Origin of the sequence: Streptomyces sp. NPDC014734 (assembly GCF_043083325.1) — a bacterium.
In the GTDB taxonomy this organism is placed as follows: Bacteria; Actinomycetota; Actinomycetes; order Streptomycetales; family Streptomycetaceae; genus Streptomyces.
The window spans coordinates 402,051-419,042 of record NZ_JBIBYN010000003.1 but is presented as its reverse complement, the minus strand read 5'-3'; the positions used below and the strand labels follow the sequence as shown (position 1 = coordinate 419,042).

16 protein-coding genes are annotated in these 16,992 nt (G+C 72.1%); 8 read left to right on the top strand and 8 right to left on the bottom strand.

The genetic code is table 11. From position 1 onward, the window contains the following. Window positions 1-13: 13 nt before the first annotated feature. Window positions 14-655, bottom strand: a complete 642-nt coding sequence (locus ACF1CT_RS08295; protein ID WP_391782966.1) for a LuxR C-terminal-related transcriptional regulator — start codon at window positions 653-655, stop codon at window positions 14-16. Continuing rightward, entirely contained in the window at window positions 652-858 is a 207-nt protein-coding gene (locus tag ACF1CT_RS08290) for an MbtH family protein (protein ID WP_391782965.1), read from the bottom strand. The genes ACF1CT_RS08295 and ACF1CT_RS08290 overlap by 4 nt, the downstream gene beginning before the upstream one ends. Before the next feature lie 478 nt (window positions 859-1,336). On the opposite strand from ACF1CT_RS08290, the gene ACF1CT_RS08285 reads away from it, so the two are divergent. Beyond that, entirely contained in the window at window positions 1,337-2,020 is a 684-nt protein-coding gene (locus ACF1CT_RS08285) for an alpha/beta fold hydrolase (protein ID WP_391782964.1), read from the top strand. A 137-nt stretch (window positions 2,021-2,157) separates the two neighbouring features. On the opposite strand, the gene ACF1CT_RS08280 is transcribed toward ACF1CT_RS08285, so the two are convergent. The 4 genes from ACF1CT_RS08280 to ACF1CT_RS08265 form a co-directional block, all read right to left on the bottom strand. Further along, window positions 2,158-2,985 carry a hypothetical protein gene (locus tag ACF1CT_RS08280; protein ID WP_391782963.1) on the bottom strand — a complete coding sequence of 276 codons (828 nt, stop codon included), beginning with the start codon at window positions 2,983-2,985 and terminating at the stop codon, window positions 2,158-2,160. Between the two features lie 65 nt (window positions 2,986-3,050). Next, on the bottom strand, window positions 3,051-3,557 hold the full coding sequence (locus tag ACF1CT_RS08275; RefSeq protein ID WP_391782962.1) for a SigE family RNA polymerase sigma factor: 507 nt from the start codon (window positions 3,555-3,557) through the stop codon (window positions 3,051-3,053). A 110-nt stretch (window positions 3,558-3,667) separates the two neighbouring features. Beyond that, window positions 3,668-5,032 (bottom strand): MFS transporter, encoded by a 1,365-nt coding sequence (locus ACF1CT_RS08270; protein ID WP_391782961.1) that lies wholly within the window; start codon window positions 5,030-5,032, stop codon window positions 3,668-3,670. Then, window positions 5,029-5,673: an ArsR/SmtB family transcription factor gene (locus tag ACF1CT_RS08265; protein WP_391782960.1), complete on the bottom strand. Its 645-nt coding sequence runs from the start codon at window positions 5,671-5,673 to the stop codon at window positions 5,029-5,031. Before ACF1CT_RS08265 ends, ACF1CT_RS08270 begins: the two co-directional genes overlap by 4 nt. A gap of 414 nt (window positions 5,674-6,087) precedes the next feature. Here ACF1CT_RS08265 and ACF1CT_RS08260 point away from each other — a divergent pair, with 414 nt between their 5' ends. The 5 genes from ACF1CT_RS08260 to ACF1CT_RS08240 all read left to right on the top strand — a co-directional run bounded on the left by ACF1CT_RS08260 (window position 6,088) and on the right by ACF1CT_RS08240 (window position 12,716). Beyond that, the gene (locus tag ACF1CT_RS08260; protein WP_391782959.1) at window positions 6,088-7,908 is read left to right on the top strand and encodes a non-ribosomal peptide synthetase; all 1,821 of its coding nucleotides are present in this window, start codon (window positions 6,088-6,090) and stop codon (window positions 7,906-7,908) included. Window positions 7,909-8,002: 94 nt separating this feature from the next. Beyond that, complete coding sequence (locus ACF1CT_RS08255) at window positions 8,003-9,376, top strand: condensation domain-containing protein (protein WP_391782958.1); 1,374 nt, start codon at window positions 8,003-8,005, stop codon at window positions 9,374-9,376. Between the two features lie 91 nt (window positions 9,377-9,467). Continuing rightward, a complete protein-coding gene (locus tag ACF1CT_RS08250) occupies window positions 9,468-10,700 on the top strand; it encodes an acyl-CoA dehydrogenase family protein (protein ID WP_391782957.1) in 1,233 nt (410 codons plus the stop codon). A gap of 86 nt (window positions 10,701-10,786) precedes the next feature. After that, the gene (locus ACF1CT_RS08245; protein ID WP_391782956.1) at window positions 10,787-12,037 is read left to right on the top strand and encodes a cytochrome P450; all 1,251 of its coding nucleotides are present in this window, start codon (window positions 10,787-10,789) and stop codon (window positions 12,035-12,037) included. A gap of 172 nt (window positions 12,038-12,209) precedes the next feature. Continuing rightward, on the top strand, window positions 12,210-12,716 hold the full coding sequence (locus ACF1CT_RS08240) for a GNAT family N-acetyltransferase (protein ID WP_391782955.1): 507 nt from the start codon (window positions 12,210-12,212) through the stop codon (window positions 12,714-12,716). Window positions 12,717-12,913: 197 nt separating this feature from the next. On the opposite strand, the gene ACF1CT_RS08235 is transcribed toward ACF1CT_RS08240, so the two are convergent. Next, window positions 12,914-13,810, bottom strand: a complete 897-nt coding sequence (locus tag ACF1CT_RS08235) for a glycosyltransferase family 2 protein (RefSeq protein ID WP_391782954.1) — start codon at window positions 13,808-13,810, stop codon at window positions 12,914-12,916. A gap of 182 nt (window positions 13,811-13,992) precedes the next feature. Between ACF1CT_RS08235 and ACF1CT_RS08230 the strand changes: the two genes are divergently transcribed. Together ACF1CT_RS08230 and ACF1CT_RS08225 are read left to right on the top strand one after the other, a co-directional pair. Beyond that, complete coding sequence (locus ACF1CT_RS08230; RefSeq protein ID WP_391782953.1) at window positions 13,993-14,817, top strand: inositol monophosphatase family protein; 825 nt, start codon at window positions 13,993-13,995, stop codon at window positions 14,815-14,817. A gap of 97 nt (window positions 14,818-14,914) precedes the next feature. Next, window positions 14,915-15,508, top strand: a complete 594-nt coding sequence (locus ACF1CT_RS08225) for an NAD(P)H-dependent oxidoreductase (protein WP_391782952.1) — start codon at window positions 14,915-14,917, stop codon at window positions 15,506-15,508. Between the two features lie 96 nt (window positions 15,509-15,604). Here the strand turns inward: ACF1CT_RS08225 and ACF1CT_RS08220 are convergent, their stop codons facing one another. Next, a complete protein-coding gene (locus ACF1CT_RS08220; protein ID WP_391782951.1) occupies window positions 15,605-16,954 on the bottom strand; it encodes an FAD-dependent oxidoreductase in 1,350 nt (449 codons plus the stop codon). Between the last annotated feature and the right edge of the window lie 38 nt (window positions 16,955-16,992).

Below are 16,992 nucleotides of genomic sequence, written 5' to 3'. Positions count from 1 at the left end.
CGGGTTGCGGAGGCTACTGCCTCTTCAGCATCAGTACGGCTTCCAGCCTGCTGCGCGCCCGCAGTTTGGTGAGGGCGTGCGAGACATGGCTCTTGATGGTCGCACTGGACACTCCGCAGGCCGCGGCGACCTCGGACGTGGACAGCCCCTCGCCGATCAGGTTCAGGATCTCCCGCTCGCGCAGGGTGAGGCGGGCCACCAGGTCGTCGACGCGGCCGTCGCGGGCATGGCGCGGCGCGTAGAGCTCCAGGAGACAGGGCGACAGGACGCGGTTGCCCGCCGCCACCGCGCGCACCCCGCTCACGACCCCGTCGAGCCTGGCGTCCTTCACCAGGCAGCCCGAGGCCCCCGCCGCCAGGACGTTGTCGAGGACCCGGCGGCTCCAGTCCAGGCCCACCACAACGGACTTGATCCCGCGGGCGGCGAGATCCCGCAGCGTGCTGAGCAGGACGTCACCGTGGCTGAGGCCGAGCACGACGACCTCGACCTGGCCCAGGGGCCATTCCGAGAGCGGTCGGCGGCTGTCGATGCCCGCCACGAGGTGGAGTCGTTCGTCGCTGCGCAGCGCGAGCTGGACGATGTCACGGGAGATGGGGTCGTCGTCCGCCAACAGGGTCCGGACCCTCTGGACGGACGGGGCCAGCAGCTCGGTCACGCGGTCGTGGCGGCCAGGTGGGCAGGACGGAGGTCCGTCCCTCTTTCTGTCACGTAGTCCAGGCACGCTTGGCGCGAGGACTCCTCAAGAACGATGCGCCACCCGGCGGGCGCCTCCATGGCCGCCGGCCACAGCGAGTGGTACGCCTCCTCATTCTGCAGTACTGCAAAACGTCTTTCACGGGATTCGAAGGGATTGCTCATCGCAGATGCTCCGATCGTGAACACGGCGAAATAGATGCCACAGCGGAATGGAGTCCGGGCATCGAGGGGGGATCACGTGGGGTGTGCCTGACCGCCCCGGGGAACACGGAGACGTGGATACGTGGCCGAAAAGAGCTGTGCTGTGCGTGTGTTCCGCGTACGCACAGCGAACCCCCCTCGAACGCCCATACCCACAGGTCTCCTTCACCGTAACGTCAGTTGCTTCACTGATCCACCGGTTACCGAATTGTCATGGAAGTGATCAACTGCGGTCGGCCCGTACGCTTTTGACCTGCACGGGAGCAGTGCCGGGGGCCTGCGAGCCATACATGCGCGGGGGTGCGGCACCGCCCGCGAGGCGGCAATCTCGGGCCCTCTCGAAAGGCCCGCGGGGCCGTTCGTGGGGTCGTCCGGGGACCGTTCGCCGGCCGGGCACACGGGGGCGGGCGGCCGGCGGCGCGTCGGTTAGGTTGTGTGCATGGTTGATCACCGCTCGGTCGACGTCTCCGGCGTCCGCCTCGCCTACCGGGTCTCCGGCCCGCGGGACGCCCCGCCGCTCGTCCTGCTCCACGCCATGGGCGAGACCGCCGGGGACTGGGATGAGGTGGCTCCCGCGCTCGCCACGGGCCGCCGGGTCCACGCCCTCGACCTCCGCGGACACGGGCGCAGCGACTGGCCGGGCGCGTACTCGCTGACGCTGATGCGCGACGACGTGTCGGGCTTCCTGGACGCGCTGGGCCTGGACCGGGTGGACCTGGTCGGGCACTCGATGGGCGGTGCCGTCGCCTACCTGGTGGCCCAGGCGGACGGCCGCCGGGTGGACCGGCTCGTCCTGGAGGACGTCCCCGCACCGCTGCCCCGGAAGCCGTCGGCCGCGGTCCGTCCGGACGGGGAGCTGTCCTTCGACTGGGACCTGGTGCCCGCCGTACGACGACAAATCGACACTCCCGAACCGGAATGGCTGGAACGCCTCGGCACCATCACCGCCCCCACCCTCGCGCTGGCGGGCGGCGGCGGCAGCCCCGTCCCCCAGGCGGGCATCGCCGAACTGGTGCGCCGGGTTCCCCGGGGACGGATGGTCACCATCGAGACCGGGCACCTGATCCACCGCACGGAACCCGGGCGATTCGTGGCGGAGGTACGGGAGTTCCTGGGGATCTGACACGACGGCGCGCACAACCGCGGTCGGCGCACCGCTTGTTCATGCGCCCGCGGTCCGGCCCGACCCGCGCGGCGCGGCGCGGCTTCACGGCTTCACGGCTTCACCAAGAGCGGCTACGCACGCCCGCCGGGCCCGGATCAGCCGACGGCACCGAGGATCGGCGCCCAGGTGGGACCGGTGAGTGCGGCCACCGCCTGCTCCTGGGAGAGCGGGGGAGCGTCACGGGTCGGCTTCGGGCTGTTTTTCCCACTGAGGTCGCCCGCGGTGTTCCACTGGACCATCTGAAGCTGGGCGCCGGTCGACTTCAGGGTCACCGTCGTCGTCCAGCGGTGAGCGATGTCGGAGTCGGGGACGGGGTCGGCGCCCATCGGCTGCCTGTCCGCGATCTTCTCCGACATCACCAGGGCTCCGCCGGGAAGCGCGGCGCTGCTCGGCAGCTCGCTCAGCTCGCAGGTGTCGCCGGCCTCGGCGCGCCCGGCCGTATGGTCGCAGTTCAGCCCTTCGCCGTCGCTGAGCGGCAGCTTGAGCCGCAGGGCCGAGACACCGACGTTGGCGGCACCGTGCCCGTCGTTGACGTCCATTCCGCCGTTGGCGACCCACCCGCCGGACGGGTTCGAGGGGTCGTTGCCCTGTCCTTTCTCCTGGCCGAACCGGCTCCCGGGAAACGTCTTCCTCACAGCGTCGATCATCTGGGTGCCGCTGATCGCGGAACGAGGCATCGCCAGCGCCACCGTTTCCATGTCGGATCCCGCGGAGCGAGCCCCGGCGAGTACGCCGGGGAGCACCAGGCCGGCCGCCGCGATCGCGGCGCAGGCGCCGACCCCGGCGACGGCACCGGCGCTGCGCCGACGCCGGCTGCGGCTCCGTCCGCGCTCGACGGCTCCGCCCGTGAGCGTGGTGAGATCGGGTTCGAGGGCGTCGGTCGTACGGTCCAGGGCGCGTGCGAGGTCTGCTTCGAACGGCATGCTGGTGTCACCTTTTCTGTCGCTGATAGGGATTTCGCGGCGGGGCCGGCCTGTGTGCACCGTGTTCAGTGCGCGACCAGATCGGACAGGCTGTCGCCGAGCGACGCGCGCACCCTGTTGAGGGCCCGGGTGCCCTGGGAGCGGACCGCGCTGCTGCTCAGCTTGAGCATCCGGGCGGTCTCCTCGATGCTGCGGTCCTCCCAGTAGCGCAGCAGCAGCACCGCCCGGTCCCGGGGCGGCAGTTGACCGAGTGCGTCCAGCAGGGTGAGCCGCAGGGCGGCATCCGGGCCCGCCGCCGCGCTGTCGGGCATGTTCCCGATGGGGCGCTCGCCGGTGCTCCGCCGACGCCGCAGGGTGAGGGAGGTGCGGACCAGAATCGTCTGGGCGTAGGCCGCCGGGCTGTCCGCTCGGGCCACCCGCTTCCAGTGCACGTACACCCGGCTGAGGGTTTCCTGGACCAGGTCCTCGGCGAGATGTGTGTCGCCGGCCGCGAGGACGTACGCCGAGCGGTACAGCGCCTTCGCCCTCGCGGCCACGAACTCCAGGTACTGATCCTCCTGTGCTGATTTCACTCGGCCCCCGTCTGTCGTCTCGTTCCGTGATCCCCGTGCATACCTCTCTTGACTACGTGAGACGGCGGGATGTCGCGCGGCAGGAGCACCTGTTTTCCACCGCTGTCGCGTCAGCGGTGTTCCGCGGGGACCGGGGGCACGATGCCCGGAACGGACGACACGGCGTGCGGCCGGTGCGTCGCCGCCGGAGCCGGGGGCGTGGGACCGCCGCGCCGTCTCCACTGGACTGCCGCGGCGAGCAGTACGACGCCTCCCAGCAGCCAGGGCGGCGGGCCTTCCGGAAGGACTCCGATGACCAAGCCGGTGAGGGCCGCCACCAGTTGCAGGGCGAGGGACTGGACGGACAGTGCCGTGGCCCGGCCCGCACTGGCGACACGGCGGTGCAGGAGATCGTTCTCGCTCGGTCCCGCCGCGCCGAATCCGAGGTAGACCAAGGCGTAGCCGACGGTCGCGAGGACCAGGGAGCCCGTTCCCGGGAACGCCGCGGTGGCGCCGAGCAGGACCATGCCGCTCGTGCTCGCGCCGAGACTCACCATGACCGCGCGTTCGGAACTGCCCGCGAGCCGGGCGGTCAGCGGTGCGAGGTGGCTGCCGAGACCCGCGCAGACGAATCCGGCGCAGGCGAGTACGGCGAAGAGCACCGCCCCCGACTCCGATGCGCCCGTGAGGGCCGCGGCGCGGCCCGGTGTGAGCAGTTCGATCACGGCGAAGACGCTGCCCGCGGCCCCTGCGTTGAGGAGCACCCGGCGCACCAGCGCGTCGCGGGAACCCAACCGCAGTCCGCTCACGACGGTGGCCGGGATGCCTCGGAGTACGTCGTGCACGGTGGTTGTCGGCCGGGGCGGCTCCCGCAGAACGGTCAGGACGTACAGCACGAAGGCGGCCTCGACCGCCGCGCCCAGCAACATCGGGACGGAGAGGGGCACCACCAGCCCGGACGTCGCCTCGCTCAGCCGGGCACCGGCGTCGGGTCCGCGTCCGAGCAGCCAGGGAAGGACACCACCGAGCAGGGTGCCGGTGGCGAGCGCGGCGGAGGTCCCGGAGGAACCGCGGGCCAGCCCGGTGCGCAGGTCCGCGTCGGGACCGCAGTGTGCCTGGACGGTGTCGACGTACCAGGCTTCGGCAGGTCCGCTGGACAGGGCACGGCCCGCGCCCACCAGGGCCATGCCGAGGCCGAGCAGCCAGGGAGCCGTGCCCAGGCCCACGAGGATCAGGGCGACGAGGTTCAGCAGGCCGGCGGCGGCCAGGACGGCACGGCGTCCCAGGACGTCGGACAGTCCTCCGGTGGGCAGTTCCAGTGCGGCGGCGGTGAGGGAATGCGCGGCGAAGAAACCCGCGATGGCCGTCATGGCCATGCCCCGCTCGGTGAACAGGAGGATCTGGGGAGCGATGGCCAGCCCCAGCGGCAGCCAGAACAGGACACAGATCGTGACGTATCGGCGGCGTGCGGTGCGTATGCCCAGTGGCTCCGTCATGACGCGTCCTCGGCATCCGGCGCCGCGGGGGAAGACGTGTCCGGCTCCGTGCCGTGGCCGCGCGGCGCGAGGGGCAGGCCGGCGGTGAGGAGTACGACCTGCGCGGCGCGCGGATCGTGCGCATCGCGGGCGGTCAGTTCCTCCAGCTTCCGGTCGAACGCCTCCCAGAGTTCGGTGAGCGACTCGGGGGTCATACGGGGCAACAGGTCACTGATCCCCGAGGGCCCCACCCACTCCTGTCCCAGCCGGCCCTCGGCGACATCGGCCTCGTGCCGGGCGAGAGATGCCTCCAGGTGCTCGATCTGGACCCTGCGCGACAGACCGACGTAGGCGTGACTGCCCGGTGAGGCCTCCATCGCCTCGTTGCTCCAGGAGGTCACGGCGTGCACGGCCTGCCAGCGGCGCTCCCGCCCGTCACGGTGCTCGGCCTCGACGACGAACGCGTACTTCGCCAGCACCCTCAGGTGATAGCTGGTGGAGGCGGACGACTCCCCGGTCCTGACCGCCAGTTCGCTCGCGGTGGCCGGGCCGTCCTGCCGCAGCAGACCGAGCAGTTGGATGCGCAGCGGGTGCGTGAGGGCCTTCAGGGCGGCGGCGTCCCGCTCGGGATCGAGTACGCGTCTGTGTTCTTCACTGACCATGACGGGAGGTTAGGACACCCGGAGTCTTTCCAAAAGTATTTTTGCAAAATTTATTTTGTGATTTCGGCCGACGCCCCCTGCTCCCGACCCCCCGAGGTGACGGGGGCTGGACGGACTCGCGGGTCTCGGCCGGCTCCCCGTCTCCCCCGCGGCGCACGGTTCACCGAACAGGAGGCATCCCGCCGGCCGTCGGAGCACGACGACCGGACGCGCCCCGACTTGCCGATCTCGAAGCGGGCGTCCCCGGGCCCCGCGCCCGGGGCCCAGGTCACGGCTGTCCGCTCCCCCGCACGGCAATCCAGGAGATGCGGCGCCCGTCCGGCCTCTGTGAACGTGACGCAGGACCGGAGGGTGCGCCGCGCCCGGGCTCTCGCCCGCGCACGCGGCCACGGCTGAGCGGATTGGACTGACGCGATGGTCTCCACGAAATCCGAGGTCGCCACCTCGGTGCAGCAGCGCTTCGCCGAGGTGGCGCGCCGCACGCCCGACGCCGTCGCGCTGTCGTCGGGCGGGGTGTCTCTCACCTACCGGCAGCTCGACGCACGGGCCAACCGGCTGGCTCACCGGCTGCTCGCCCTGGGCGTCCGTCCGCAGGAACCCGTCGCGATCCTGATGGAACGTTCGGTGGACGTCGTCGTGTCGATCCTCGCCGTCGTGAAGGCGGGCGCCTGTTATCTGCCGCTGCACGCCGCGTATCCGCCGGAGCAGATGCGCCTGATCGTCCGGAGCGCGGGCGGCCCCCTGGTGCTCACCGACGCCGTGATGCGCGAGCGGGCCGAGGCGCTGGGGACGAGGACGCTGGAACCGGCCCGCGACGGGGCGCCAGGCTCGCTGCCGGACGGCGACCCGGGGGTGACCGTCGACGGCGACGCGATCGTCCACGTCATCCACACGTCGGGCTCCACCGGGGAACCCAAGGGCGTCGCGGTCACGCACAACGGTGTGCTGGGCCTGGCCGCCGACTCCTGCTGGGACGGCGGGGGGCACCGGCGCGTCCTGTCGGTGGCGCCGTACGCCTTCGGGGTGTCGACGTACGAACTGTGGGTGCCGCTGCTGCGCGGCGGTCATCTTGTCGTCGCCCCGCCCGGCGGCCTCGACCTGCGCACGCTGCGCGACCTGTTCGTCCGGGAGGGGATCACGGCCGTCCATCTGACGGCGGGTCTGTTCCGGGTCTTCGCGGAGGAGGCCCCGGAGAGCTTCGCCTCCCTGTCCGAAGTGCTCACCGGCGGCGACGTGATCGCCCCGACCGCGGTCCTGCGGGTGCTCGACGCCTGCCCGGGTCTGGTGGTGCGTGCCATGTACGGGGCGACGGAGGTCTCCTCGTTCGCCGCCCAGGCGGCCCTGACCTGTGCCGACGATCTGGCCCAGGGCGTCCCCGTCGGCCTGCCCCTCGACGGTGTGGACGCCCGCCTGCTCGACGAACGGCTGCTGCCGGTGGACGACGGCGAGGTGGGCGAGCTCTGCATCGGCGGCGACCGGCTGGCCGCGGGCTACTACGGCCGCCCGGATCTGAACGCGGGACGTTTCGTCGCCGATCCCGCGGGCGGCCCGCACGACCGCCTGTACCGCACCGGCGACCTCATGCGGCGCAACGCCGCCGGGCTCCTCGAATTCGCCGGGCGCGCCGGGGACCAGGTAAAGATCCGGGGCTACCGGGTGGAACCGGCCGCGGTGGAGCACGCGCTCGCCGCGCTGCCCGAGGTGGCCCACGCCGCGGCCGTCGTCCGTGAACCCCGCCCCGGGGACAAGCGGCTGACCGGCTATGTCGTCGCACGCACCCCGGGCTGCGACGTGCGCGCCCTGCGCGCGGCGCTGGGCGAGATCCTTCCCGAGTACATGGTCCCGGACGTCCTCGTGGAGCTGCCCGAGCTGCCGCTGACCCCCAACGGCAAGCTCGACCGGTCCGCGCTGCCCGAGCCCGCCCCGGCCACCGTCCCCCCTCCCGGCGCCTCGTCCGGTGACGGGCCGACGGGCGGTGAGGGGGACGGCGGGGCGGGTGGTGAGCGGCTTCGGCGCCTCTGCCGCGTCTTCGCCGGGGTGCTGGGCGTGCCGTCGATCGGCGTCGACGACAACTTCTTCGACCTGGGCGGCCAGTCCCTCCAGGCGATGCGACTGGTCTCCCGGGTCGAGGCGGAGTTCGGTGTGGAGATCTCGATCGGCGAGGTGTTCAACCACCCCACGGCCGTGGAACTCGACTGCCGCATCGACCAGTTGGTGTCGGCCGTCGACCACTGAACCGTACGGTCCCCTCCGCCGCGCCCGACCGGGCGCGGCACCATCCCGGTCGGCATGCCGGACCGGTCACCGAATGAGAAAGGACTGGTCTTCCGTGACCATCACTGACGTGCGGCCGGAGTCGAACGAACCGGGCGGTCGCATCCCGCTCTCCTACAACCAGGAGTTCCTGCGCGGCTTCGACAAGGGCGCCACGGACGGCGCGTTCGGCCACCGGCACATCCTCGTCTGCGGCTGGCGGGTCACCGGCACCGTGGACCCCGACGCCCTGCGCGGCGCCCTCGACGACGTCGTCGCGCGGCACGAGATCCTGCGCACGTCGGTGCTCGGCGACGCCGACGGCGGCCACCAGGTGGTGCATCCCCCGGCACCGGCCGAACTGCGGGTGGTGGACGTGCCGGACGACGGGGGCACGCGCGAGGAGCGCGCCGAGGCGTTCCTCAACGACCTGGACGCCACCCCGTTCTCCGTCACCCGGCTCCCGCACGTCCGGGCCGTGCTCGGACGTTTCGACGCGAACGACGGTGTGCTGGTGCTGGTCACCCACCACACCGCCACCGACGCCTGGTCGCTCCAGGTGATCATGCGGGACCTCGCCGACGCGTACGAGGCCCGTGCCGGGGGCGGGCGGCCGGTGACGTCCGCGGCCCCCCAGTACCAGGAGTTCGCACGCCGGCAGCTGGAGCAGGCGGACGGCCCGCGCACGGACCGTGAGCGCGGGTACTGGCGCGACCGGCTGGCCGGGGCGCAGATCACCGGTGTCACCACCGACCGGCCGCGCGAGGAGGTGCCCAGCGCCTACGGCGTGCACCGGTTCGTGTTCGACGCGGAGCTGTCCCGTACCGTCGCCGATTTCGCGAGGACCACCCGCAGCACCCCGTTCATGGTGCTGGCCGCCGCGTACGGGGTGCTGCTGCGCCGTCGCACCGGCGTCACGGACGTGGTCTTCCCGACGTTCTCCTCGGGCCGCTCCGACGAGCGGTTCGTCGACTCCGTGGGTCCGTTCTTCAACTTCGTGCCGATCCGGATCGACACCACGCCGTGCGCCACGCTCGCCGACGTCCTCGACCGGGCGCGCGCCGCGTGTCTGGGGGCGTACGAGCACGAGATCCCGTTCGCCCGGATCGCCGAGGACAGTCCGGCGCTGCTGGCACCGTTCGCGGACGGCTTCCTCGCCGTCGTCGCCTTCGAGGTCCTGCAGTCGCCGTTCCCGCTGGACGACCGCACCGTGGCGGGCGCGCGGTTCACCGAGATCCGCCACCGGGTCCGCTCCCAGGAGGTCAGTTCGGCCATTCCGGACGGCGGGCTGTGGGCGATGGACGTGCTGCCCGGCGGCCGGCTCGCCGGAAGCCTCAAGTTCGACCGCAACCGGTTCGACGAGGCGACCGCCGTCGGCCTCGTCGACGAGTTCCGCACCCTGTTGCGCCGCCTCGCCGAGGCGCCCGGCACCGCGCTCGCCGATCTCTGAGAGCCCGCCGCCCGCTCCCTCGTCCCGGACCTGCCGCGTGCCCCGGGCCCGCGGCACGTCGACCGACCCGTGAGAAGGGGAACGATCCACGATGACCACCACCCTGGCCGAGACCGCCACAACCGTGGCGCCCCCGGAGCCCGGCCTCACCCCCGACGAGGTCGTGGCCCGTGCCGAGGCCCTTGCCGCGACGCTCGTCGAGCGGCAGGCCGAGACCGAACAGCGCGGCTTCTACGCCCGGGACACGCACGAGGCGTTCTCCCGGGCCGGCTTCTACCGCATCCTCGTACCGCGCCGCTACGGCGGCTACGAGTTCGGGCCGGACACCTTCCTGCGGGTGGCCGGTGCCCTGGCCCGGGGCTGCCCGTCGACCGGCTGGATGTACCTGTTCGGCGCCGCGCACGCGCTGGTCGCGGGCACCCTGTTCGACGAGCGCGCCCAGGACGAGCTGTTCGCCTCCGGGGAGTTCATCTGCCCGGCGACCGTCGCCCCGGCGGGCACCGCCGAACCGGACGGCGAGGGCGGCTGGATTCTGAACGGCACCTGGAACTACTGCTCAGGTGCCCCCTACGCCACGCACTTCATCGGCCACACGCTGGTGCCGCAGGGTGAGGGGCTGCCTCCCGCACCGATGCTGTTCGTCGTCTCCCGCGACCAGTTCGAGCGCCTCGACGACTGGGGCGACCAGCTCGGTCTCCGGGGCAGCGGCTCGCACAGCCTGCGCATCGACGACGCCCGGGTGCCCGGCCACCGGACGCTGGGCGGCCACCTCAGCCAGATCGCCCTCACCGACGACACCCCGGGGCGGCGTCTGCACGGGGCCGAGTACGGCGGCGGCCCGCTCAGCTTCATGCTGCTCGAACTCGGCGTGCTCGCGCTCGGCATGGCCAGGGGCGCCCTGGACGCGTACGAGGAGCTGATGCGTACCCGTACCACCTCGTTCTTCCCGATCGTGCCGCGCACCGAGGACCCCGACTACCAGTTCCGCTACGGCGAGGCGACCGGTCTGATCGCGACCGCCGAGGCGGCGATGCGCGACGCGGTGCGCCAGTGGCAGGAGCTGTGCCTGAAGGACGCCGCGGCGTTCACCCGCGAGGAGGAACTGCGGCTCGCCACCATCAGCCGCGAGGCCGTGCGCCTGTGCTGGCGGGCGGTCGAGGGGCAGCTCTTCCCGACCGCGGGATCCAGTTCGGTACGCGGCGGCCACCGCATCGAACGGGTATGGCGCGACCTGTCGATGCTGCACAGCCACGCCGGGAACGGCGTGTTCCTGTCGACGCTCGCCAACCGCGAGCTGGCACAGGCCCACTTCGCCACCGGCTGACCGCCCGCCCCGCCCCGCGTACCTCCCGCACCGCCGCAAGCCCCTCCCAACGCCCCGCCCCCTTTGAAGAGAAGACGGATACCCCCATGGAGCAACGCTGCCCGTTCGCCCTCGACACCACCGGACGCGACATCCACGGCGAGGCCGCCGCCCTGCGCGCCCAGGGCCCCGCCACCCGGGTGGGACTGCCCGGGGGCGTCGTCGCCTGGTCCCTCAACGGCCACGACGAGATCAGGAAGGTGCTGACCGACCCCAGGGTCACCAAGAGCGCCCGCAACCACTGGCCGGCCTTCGTCAACGGCGAGATCCCCCCGGACTGGGAGATGATCAGCTGGGTCGCCATGGACAACATGGTCACCGCCTACGGCAAGAACCACGTCCGGCTGCGCAGGCTCGTCGGCAACGCCTTCACCCCGCGCCGCACCGAGGCATTCCGTCCGCGGGTGGAGGAACTCACCGAGCAACTGCTCGACGCGCTGGCGGCGGCCGAGCCGGGTGAGGTCGTCGACCTGCGCGAGCGCTTCGCCTACCCGCTGCCCGCCCGGCTGGTCGCCGATCTGATCGGCATGCCGGAAGAGGCCCGCGCGAAGACCGCGAAGGTCATCGACGCGATGGTGGACACCACGGTCACCCCGGAACAGGCGCAGGCGGTCCTGGCGGGCTGGCGCGGGGCGATGGCCGAACTGATCGCCGACAAGCGGCGGGAACCTGGCGAGGACATCACCAGCGACCTGGTGGCGGCCCGTGACGAGGACGGTTCGCGGCTCTCGGAGGACGAGCTGACCGACACCATCTTCGCGATCCTGGGCGCGGGCTCCGAGACCACGATCAACTTCTTCGACAACGCCATCACCGCCCTGCTGAGCAACCCGGACCAGCTGGAGCTGGTCCGCTCCGGCCGCGCCACCTGGGACGACGTCATCGACGAGACCCTTCGGGTCGAATCGCCGCTGGTGCACCTGCCGCTGCGATACGCGGCGGAGGACATCGAACTGGGCGGGGTGACGATCCCGAAGGGCGACCCGATCCTTGTCAACTACAGCGCGGTGGGCCGCGACCCGGGCCTGCACCCGGACTCCCCGGACACCTTCGACGTCACCCGCGAGGACAAGGAACACCTGACCTTCGGCCTCGGCCCGCACTACTGCATGGGCGCGGGCATCGCACGGCTGATCGCCACGACGGGCCTGTCCCGGCTCTTCGCGCGTTTCCCGGATCTCGCGCTGGCCGTCGACCGGTCCGAGCTCCAGCCGCTGCCCACCTTCATCATGAACGGCCACCGCAGCCTGCCCGTCCGGCTCACCTCGCGGGTGACCGCGGGCGCCTCGGCGGCCTGAGCATCGCACCCGCGCGGAGCAGCGCGCGACCGGCCCCGGTCCCGGTCCCTCCCCGGTCCCGCCGGGAACCGGGGCCGGGGACGGGAGCCGGGGCCGGGAACAAGGCCGTCGGAATCCGCGTGGCACCGGCGACCGGTATCGATGTCGGTGCCGGGTGCCAGACTCGTCGACCATGACCAACACAACGGGCGACACCACTACGGGCGATGTGCGGTTGCGGGACGTCGGGGAAACCGACCTGGAGTCCTTCTTCCAGTACGAGCAGGACGCGGAGGCGGCTCGGCGGTCGATGTTCACCCCCCGGGACCGGGAGCGTTTCATGACGCACTGGACCACGAAGGTCCTCGGGGACCCGACCGTCACCGTGCAGACCGTCACCGTGGACGGCGTGACGGCGGGCAATGTCGTCGCCTGGTGGGACGAGCACGAGCACGAGCGCCGGCGTTTCATCGGCTACTGGCTCGGTCGGCGTCACTGGGGCCGGGGCATCGGCACTCGCGCGCTGGCGCTCTTCCTCCAACGGGAGACGGCCCGCCCGCTGCACGCCGACCCCTTCGCCGGGAACACCGCATCGGTGCGGCTGCTGGAGAAGCACGGTTTCCGGCGCACCGGAACCGTGCGGTACGGGGAGCACGAGCACACGATGCTGGTGCTCCCGGCCGAAACCACGGGCCGCTGAGAGAAGCGGGCCGCCCGGGCCGCCTGTTTCGGCCGACCCGGGCGGCGATGGTTCGCGCACACTCCGGGGACTCGGTGCGTGCCGTGTCCACCGCCACGGCTCCGGACGCTGCCGGCGCCCACGGCACGCCGTCGCGCGGCACACCTCCCGCACCGAGCAGTGCCGACCGCGCCGAACGGCGCCGAATCGTCCGCAGGTCAGATGACGGGTGGGCGGCCCAGTCGTGTCATCCGCCAGACCGTGCGCCAGCGGATGGACTTCCGGGGCGGGCACGGCGTCCGCACGCCTTCGAAGAACCCGCCCCACCACGCGCGGAGTCCGGACAGCGGGGGGCGGCGCACCAGGGTGAGGAGCGCCCAGACCCCCAGGTAGACGGGGACCAGAACAACGGGGAGATGCCGACGGGCCAGCCACACCCGGTTGCGCGCCACGTTGCGGTAGTAGGCCGCGTGCCGGGCCGGGGAGGTCCGGGGGTGCCGGAGAACCATGTCGGCCCGGTACTCGATGTCCCAGCCGGCGTCCAGTGCGCGCCAGGCGAAATCGGTCTCCTCGTGCGCGTAGAAGAACGGGGCGGGGAAGTCGCCCACCTCGTCGATCACGTCCATGCGGATGGCGTGGCCGCCGCCGAGGAAGGTGGTCACCTTCGACGAGCGCATGGGGTCCGAGGCACGCAGGCGCGGTACGTGCCGCCGCTGGGTCAGCCCTTCCTCGTCCTCGATACGGAAGCCCACCACGCCGAGCCGGGGCGAGGCGGTGAACGCCTCGCGGATGAGCCGCATCGTGTCCTGGCGCGGGAGCAGGCCGTCGTCGTCCAGGACCACCACCACGTCGATGCCGCCCCGCTCCCGGAGGCGCTGCACTCCCACGTTGCGGCCCCCCGGGATGCCGAGGTTCTCCGTGAGCTCGACGGCGTCCACCCAGTCCGGCATCGGGGGCAGGGGCGCGCCCTGCCCGATCACGACGGTGGGCACCGGCCCCCCGTCCTGCTTCTCCACCGATTCCAGGAGAGCGGCGACCTCGGCGGGGCGATCACCCATGGTCAGAATCACGTTGCCGAGCACGGGAACAGGGGGAACGGGGGGCTTCTTGGGCATGGCGTCGAGCTTAATGGTGCCCGGGGCCGCTGAATGCCGCACCCGCCGAGTGCGGCGCCGGTGGACGCCGATGGCTCCGCCGCGCTCCGGGTCGGGCACGACAGGCTCGACGCGTGCGCCAACTCCCCCGGTTCGACGACCACTTCGACGTCGACGTGTCGGCCCGAGACTATGCTGCACGCATGCTGACCACAGGACCGGGGACCGACGCGCAGCTCGCCATGACCGCGGCACGGGCGGGAGCTGTCGTGGTGCGCGAGCTGTACGGGGGCTCACTGGCCCGGTACGAGAAGTCCGCCGGTGACTTCGCGACGACCGCGGACCTCGCGGCCGAACGGGCCGTCCTCGACGTGCTGCGCACGGCACGCCCCGACGACGCCGTGACGGGCGAGGAGAGCGGGCACACCGGTGCGCGGGACTCGGAACGCAGGTGGCTGGTCGATCCGTTGTGCGGCACCCTGAACTACGCCGTACGCAACATGCTGGTCGGGGTGAACGTGGCCCTGCGGGTGGGGTCCGAAACCACCGCGGCCGCGACCGCCGATCCGTTCAGCGGCGAGGTCTTCTGGACCGACGGCAAGGGCTCACGGCTCCGGAACGGTGACGTGGACGAGGAGTTGGTGCCGACCGCCGTCTCCCGGCTGGTGGATGTGAACCTCGACCCGCCGTTCCCCAACGCTCCGGACTTCCGGGCGGCCGATCTCCTCACCGCCCCCGGGTTCACCGAGAACTTCCGACCGCGTGTCGTGTCCACCACACTGGCGGTGGCGTGGGTGGCAGCGGGGCGAAGGGCCGCCTACGTCACCGACGGCGACCTGCGCGACAGCGTGCACTTCACTGCCGGGATCGCCCTGTGCGAAGCCGCGGGCTGCGTGGTGACCGGCATCTACGGTCAGCCCCTGCACACCGGCGCGGGCGGGCTGCTCGTGGCGGCCGACCGCTCGACGCACACCACCCTGCTGGAAGCGATCGGGGGACCGAACCCGACGTCGTCGAGCGGCCGTTGACGGAACGAGGGGGGATCGGGTGGCGGGCGGTTCCCCCGAGTGCCATAGGCTCTCGCGCATCGTTGGTCATGACTATCGGCGTCCACGGGGGCAGGCAATGCGCGCAGGGGTCTATCTCGCACATCCGAGACCGGGCAGTTTCAACCACGCCGTGTTCGACGCCGTGGTGGAGGAGTTGCGCGCCCGCGATTGCCAGGTGCTCGCACACGATCTCTGCGCCGAGGGGTTCCCGCCCGTGCTGGCCGCCGAGGAGACGCGGACGGTCCGCTCCGCCCCGGACTCCGCCGACGACGAGGTGGCACGGCACCGGGCGGAGGTGGCCACACTCGATGCCATGGTGTTCGTGCACCCCAACTGGTGGGGGATGCCGCCCGCCGTCCTCACGGGCTGGGTGCAGCGTGTCCTCGTGCCCGGCGTCGCGTACAAACTCACGTCCGCGGACGGCGAACCGGCCGGGCTCCTCAGGGCGGGCCGGGCCCTCGTCCTGAACACCTCGGACACTCCCGCCGAGCGTGAGGAGAACGAGTTCGGGGACCCGCTGGACAGGATCTGGTCGGCATGCGTCCTTCCGTACGTGGGAGTCACCGATGTTCGCCGGGTCGTCTTCCGTACGGTCACCGATTCCACCGACGAGACGCGTGCCTCCTGGTTGCTCCGGGCGCGCGAGCAGGCCGCCGCGCTGCTGACCTGACGTCGTCGGACGAGCGCGCGGAGCGGGAACGTCGCGGCACGGGGCCGAGGACCGGTCTCCCCGGCCTCGGCCCCGCGCCGCGAGCGCCTTCCGGCGTCAGGCGACGAGCGTCGGTCGGTTCTGCCGCGAGCCGCGCAGGACCCGGAACATCATGCGCGGGCTCATCAGGGCCTGCGGGGGCTCGACGAGGCCGGCCACCCGCATGAACGTGCCGGTGACCTCGCCGTCGTGGACGGCCGCCGCCTGGAGCCGGGCCATGTAGGCACCGCCCATGCGGACCTTGGCCGTGCGGCGGCCCTCCACCTCCGGGAAGCCGAGGTCGGCACCGGCGGAGAAGTCCCACGGCACGTCGATGACCTGGGCTATGTCACGGAGGAACGCGGCCGGGTCCGGCACCGGGCCCCGACGCAGGTGGGTACGGAGCACGACGGCCTCCAGTGCGGACACCGTCATGCCCTGCCCGTACACCGGGTTGAAGCTGCACGCCGCGTCGCCCAGTACCAGGAACCGGCGCGGGAACCTGTCGAGTTGCTCGTAGCGGCGCCGCACGCTCGCCGGGTAGCGGAAGACCGCACCGTCGCCGACCGGTTCGGCGTCCTGGAGGACGTCGTGGATGTCGCTCACCGGCAGGGTCTTCGTCCAGGCGAGGAAGCCTTCGAGGTCGACGGGCGCGCTGTCGCCCAGCACCCCGGTGAGGGACACCACGATCAGGCCGTCCTCGATGCGGGAGAGGAACGCCCCGCGCGGGTGGCTGGGCGAGGACACCGGGTTGATGGAGAGGTCGCCGCGCAGCACCGACGGGTCGGGCAGGCGGAACCGTCGCGTCGTGTAGCTGAGGTCGATCTGGATGCGCTCCTCCTCGGGGCGCGCGTAGCCGAGTTCCTCCAGCCACACCGGGGTGCGCGAGGCACGACCGGTGGCGTCGACGACGAGGTCGGCCTCCAGGACGCGTTCCTCCGCACCGGGCTGCCTGCTCTGCACCCTGACCCCCGTCACGGTGGTGCGGGCGTCGTCGGTGACCAGGCCGGCGATGTCGTGGAGGTCCCTGAAGGTGACGTTCTCGACCTCGGCGACGCGCGCCCGTACCCGGCTCTCCAGGAGGGGCCGGGTCGCCGAGACGCAGACCAGACCGGTGGTGGACGGTTGCAGGCGGCGGCCGTTGAAGTACCAGCGCAGCTCGCCCAGGTCGCCGGTGGGAATGCCCGCGGCGACGGCGTCCTCGGTGAAGCCGGGGAACAGTTCGTCGAGTATCTGCTGGCCCCGGGCGAGCAGGCCGTGGACGTGTCGGCCCTGGGGCACGCCCCGGCGGGCTTCGGCGCCGGGGGACATGTCGTCGCGTTCCACGATGACGACATCGCGATATGTGTCGGCGAGCACCCGTGCGGCCAGCAGGCCGGCCATGCTGCCGCCGAGTACCACCGCGCGGTCGCCGGTCGGGACGGCCATCGCGGTCACCTCCTTCGAGTCGTGTGGGTGTCGGGCCG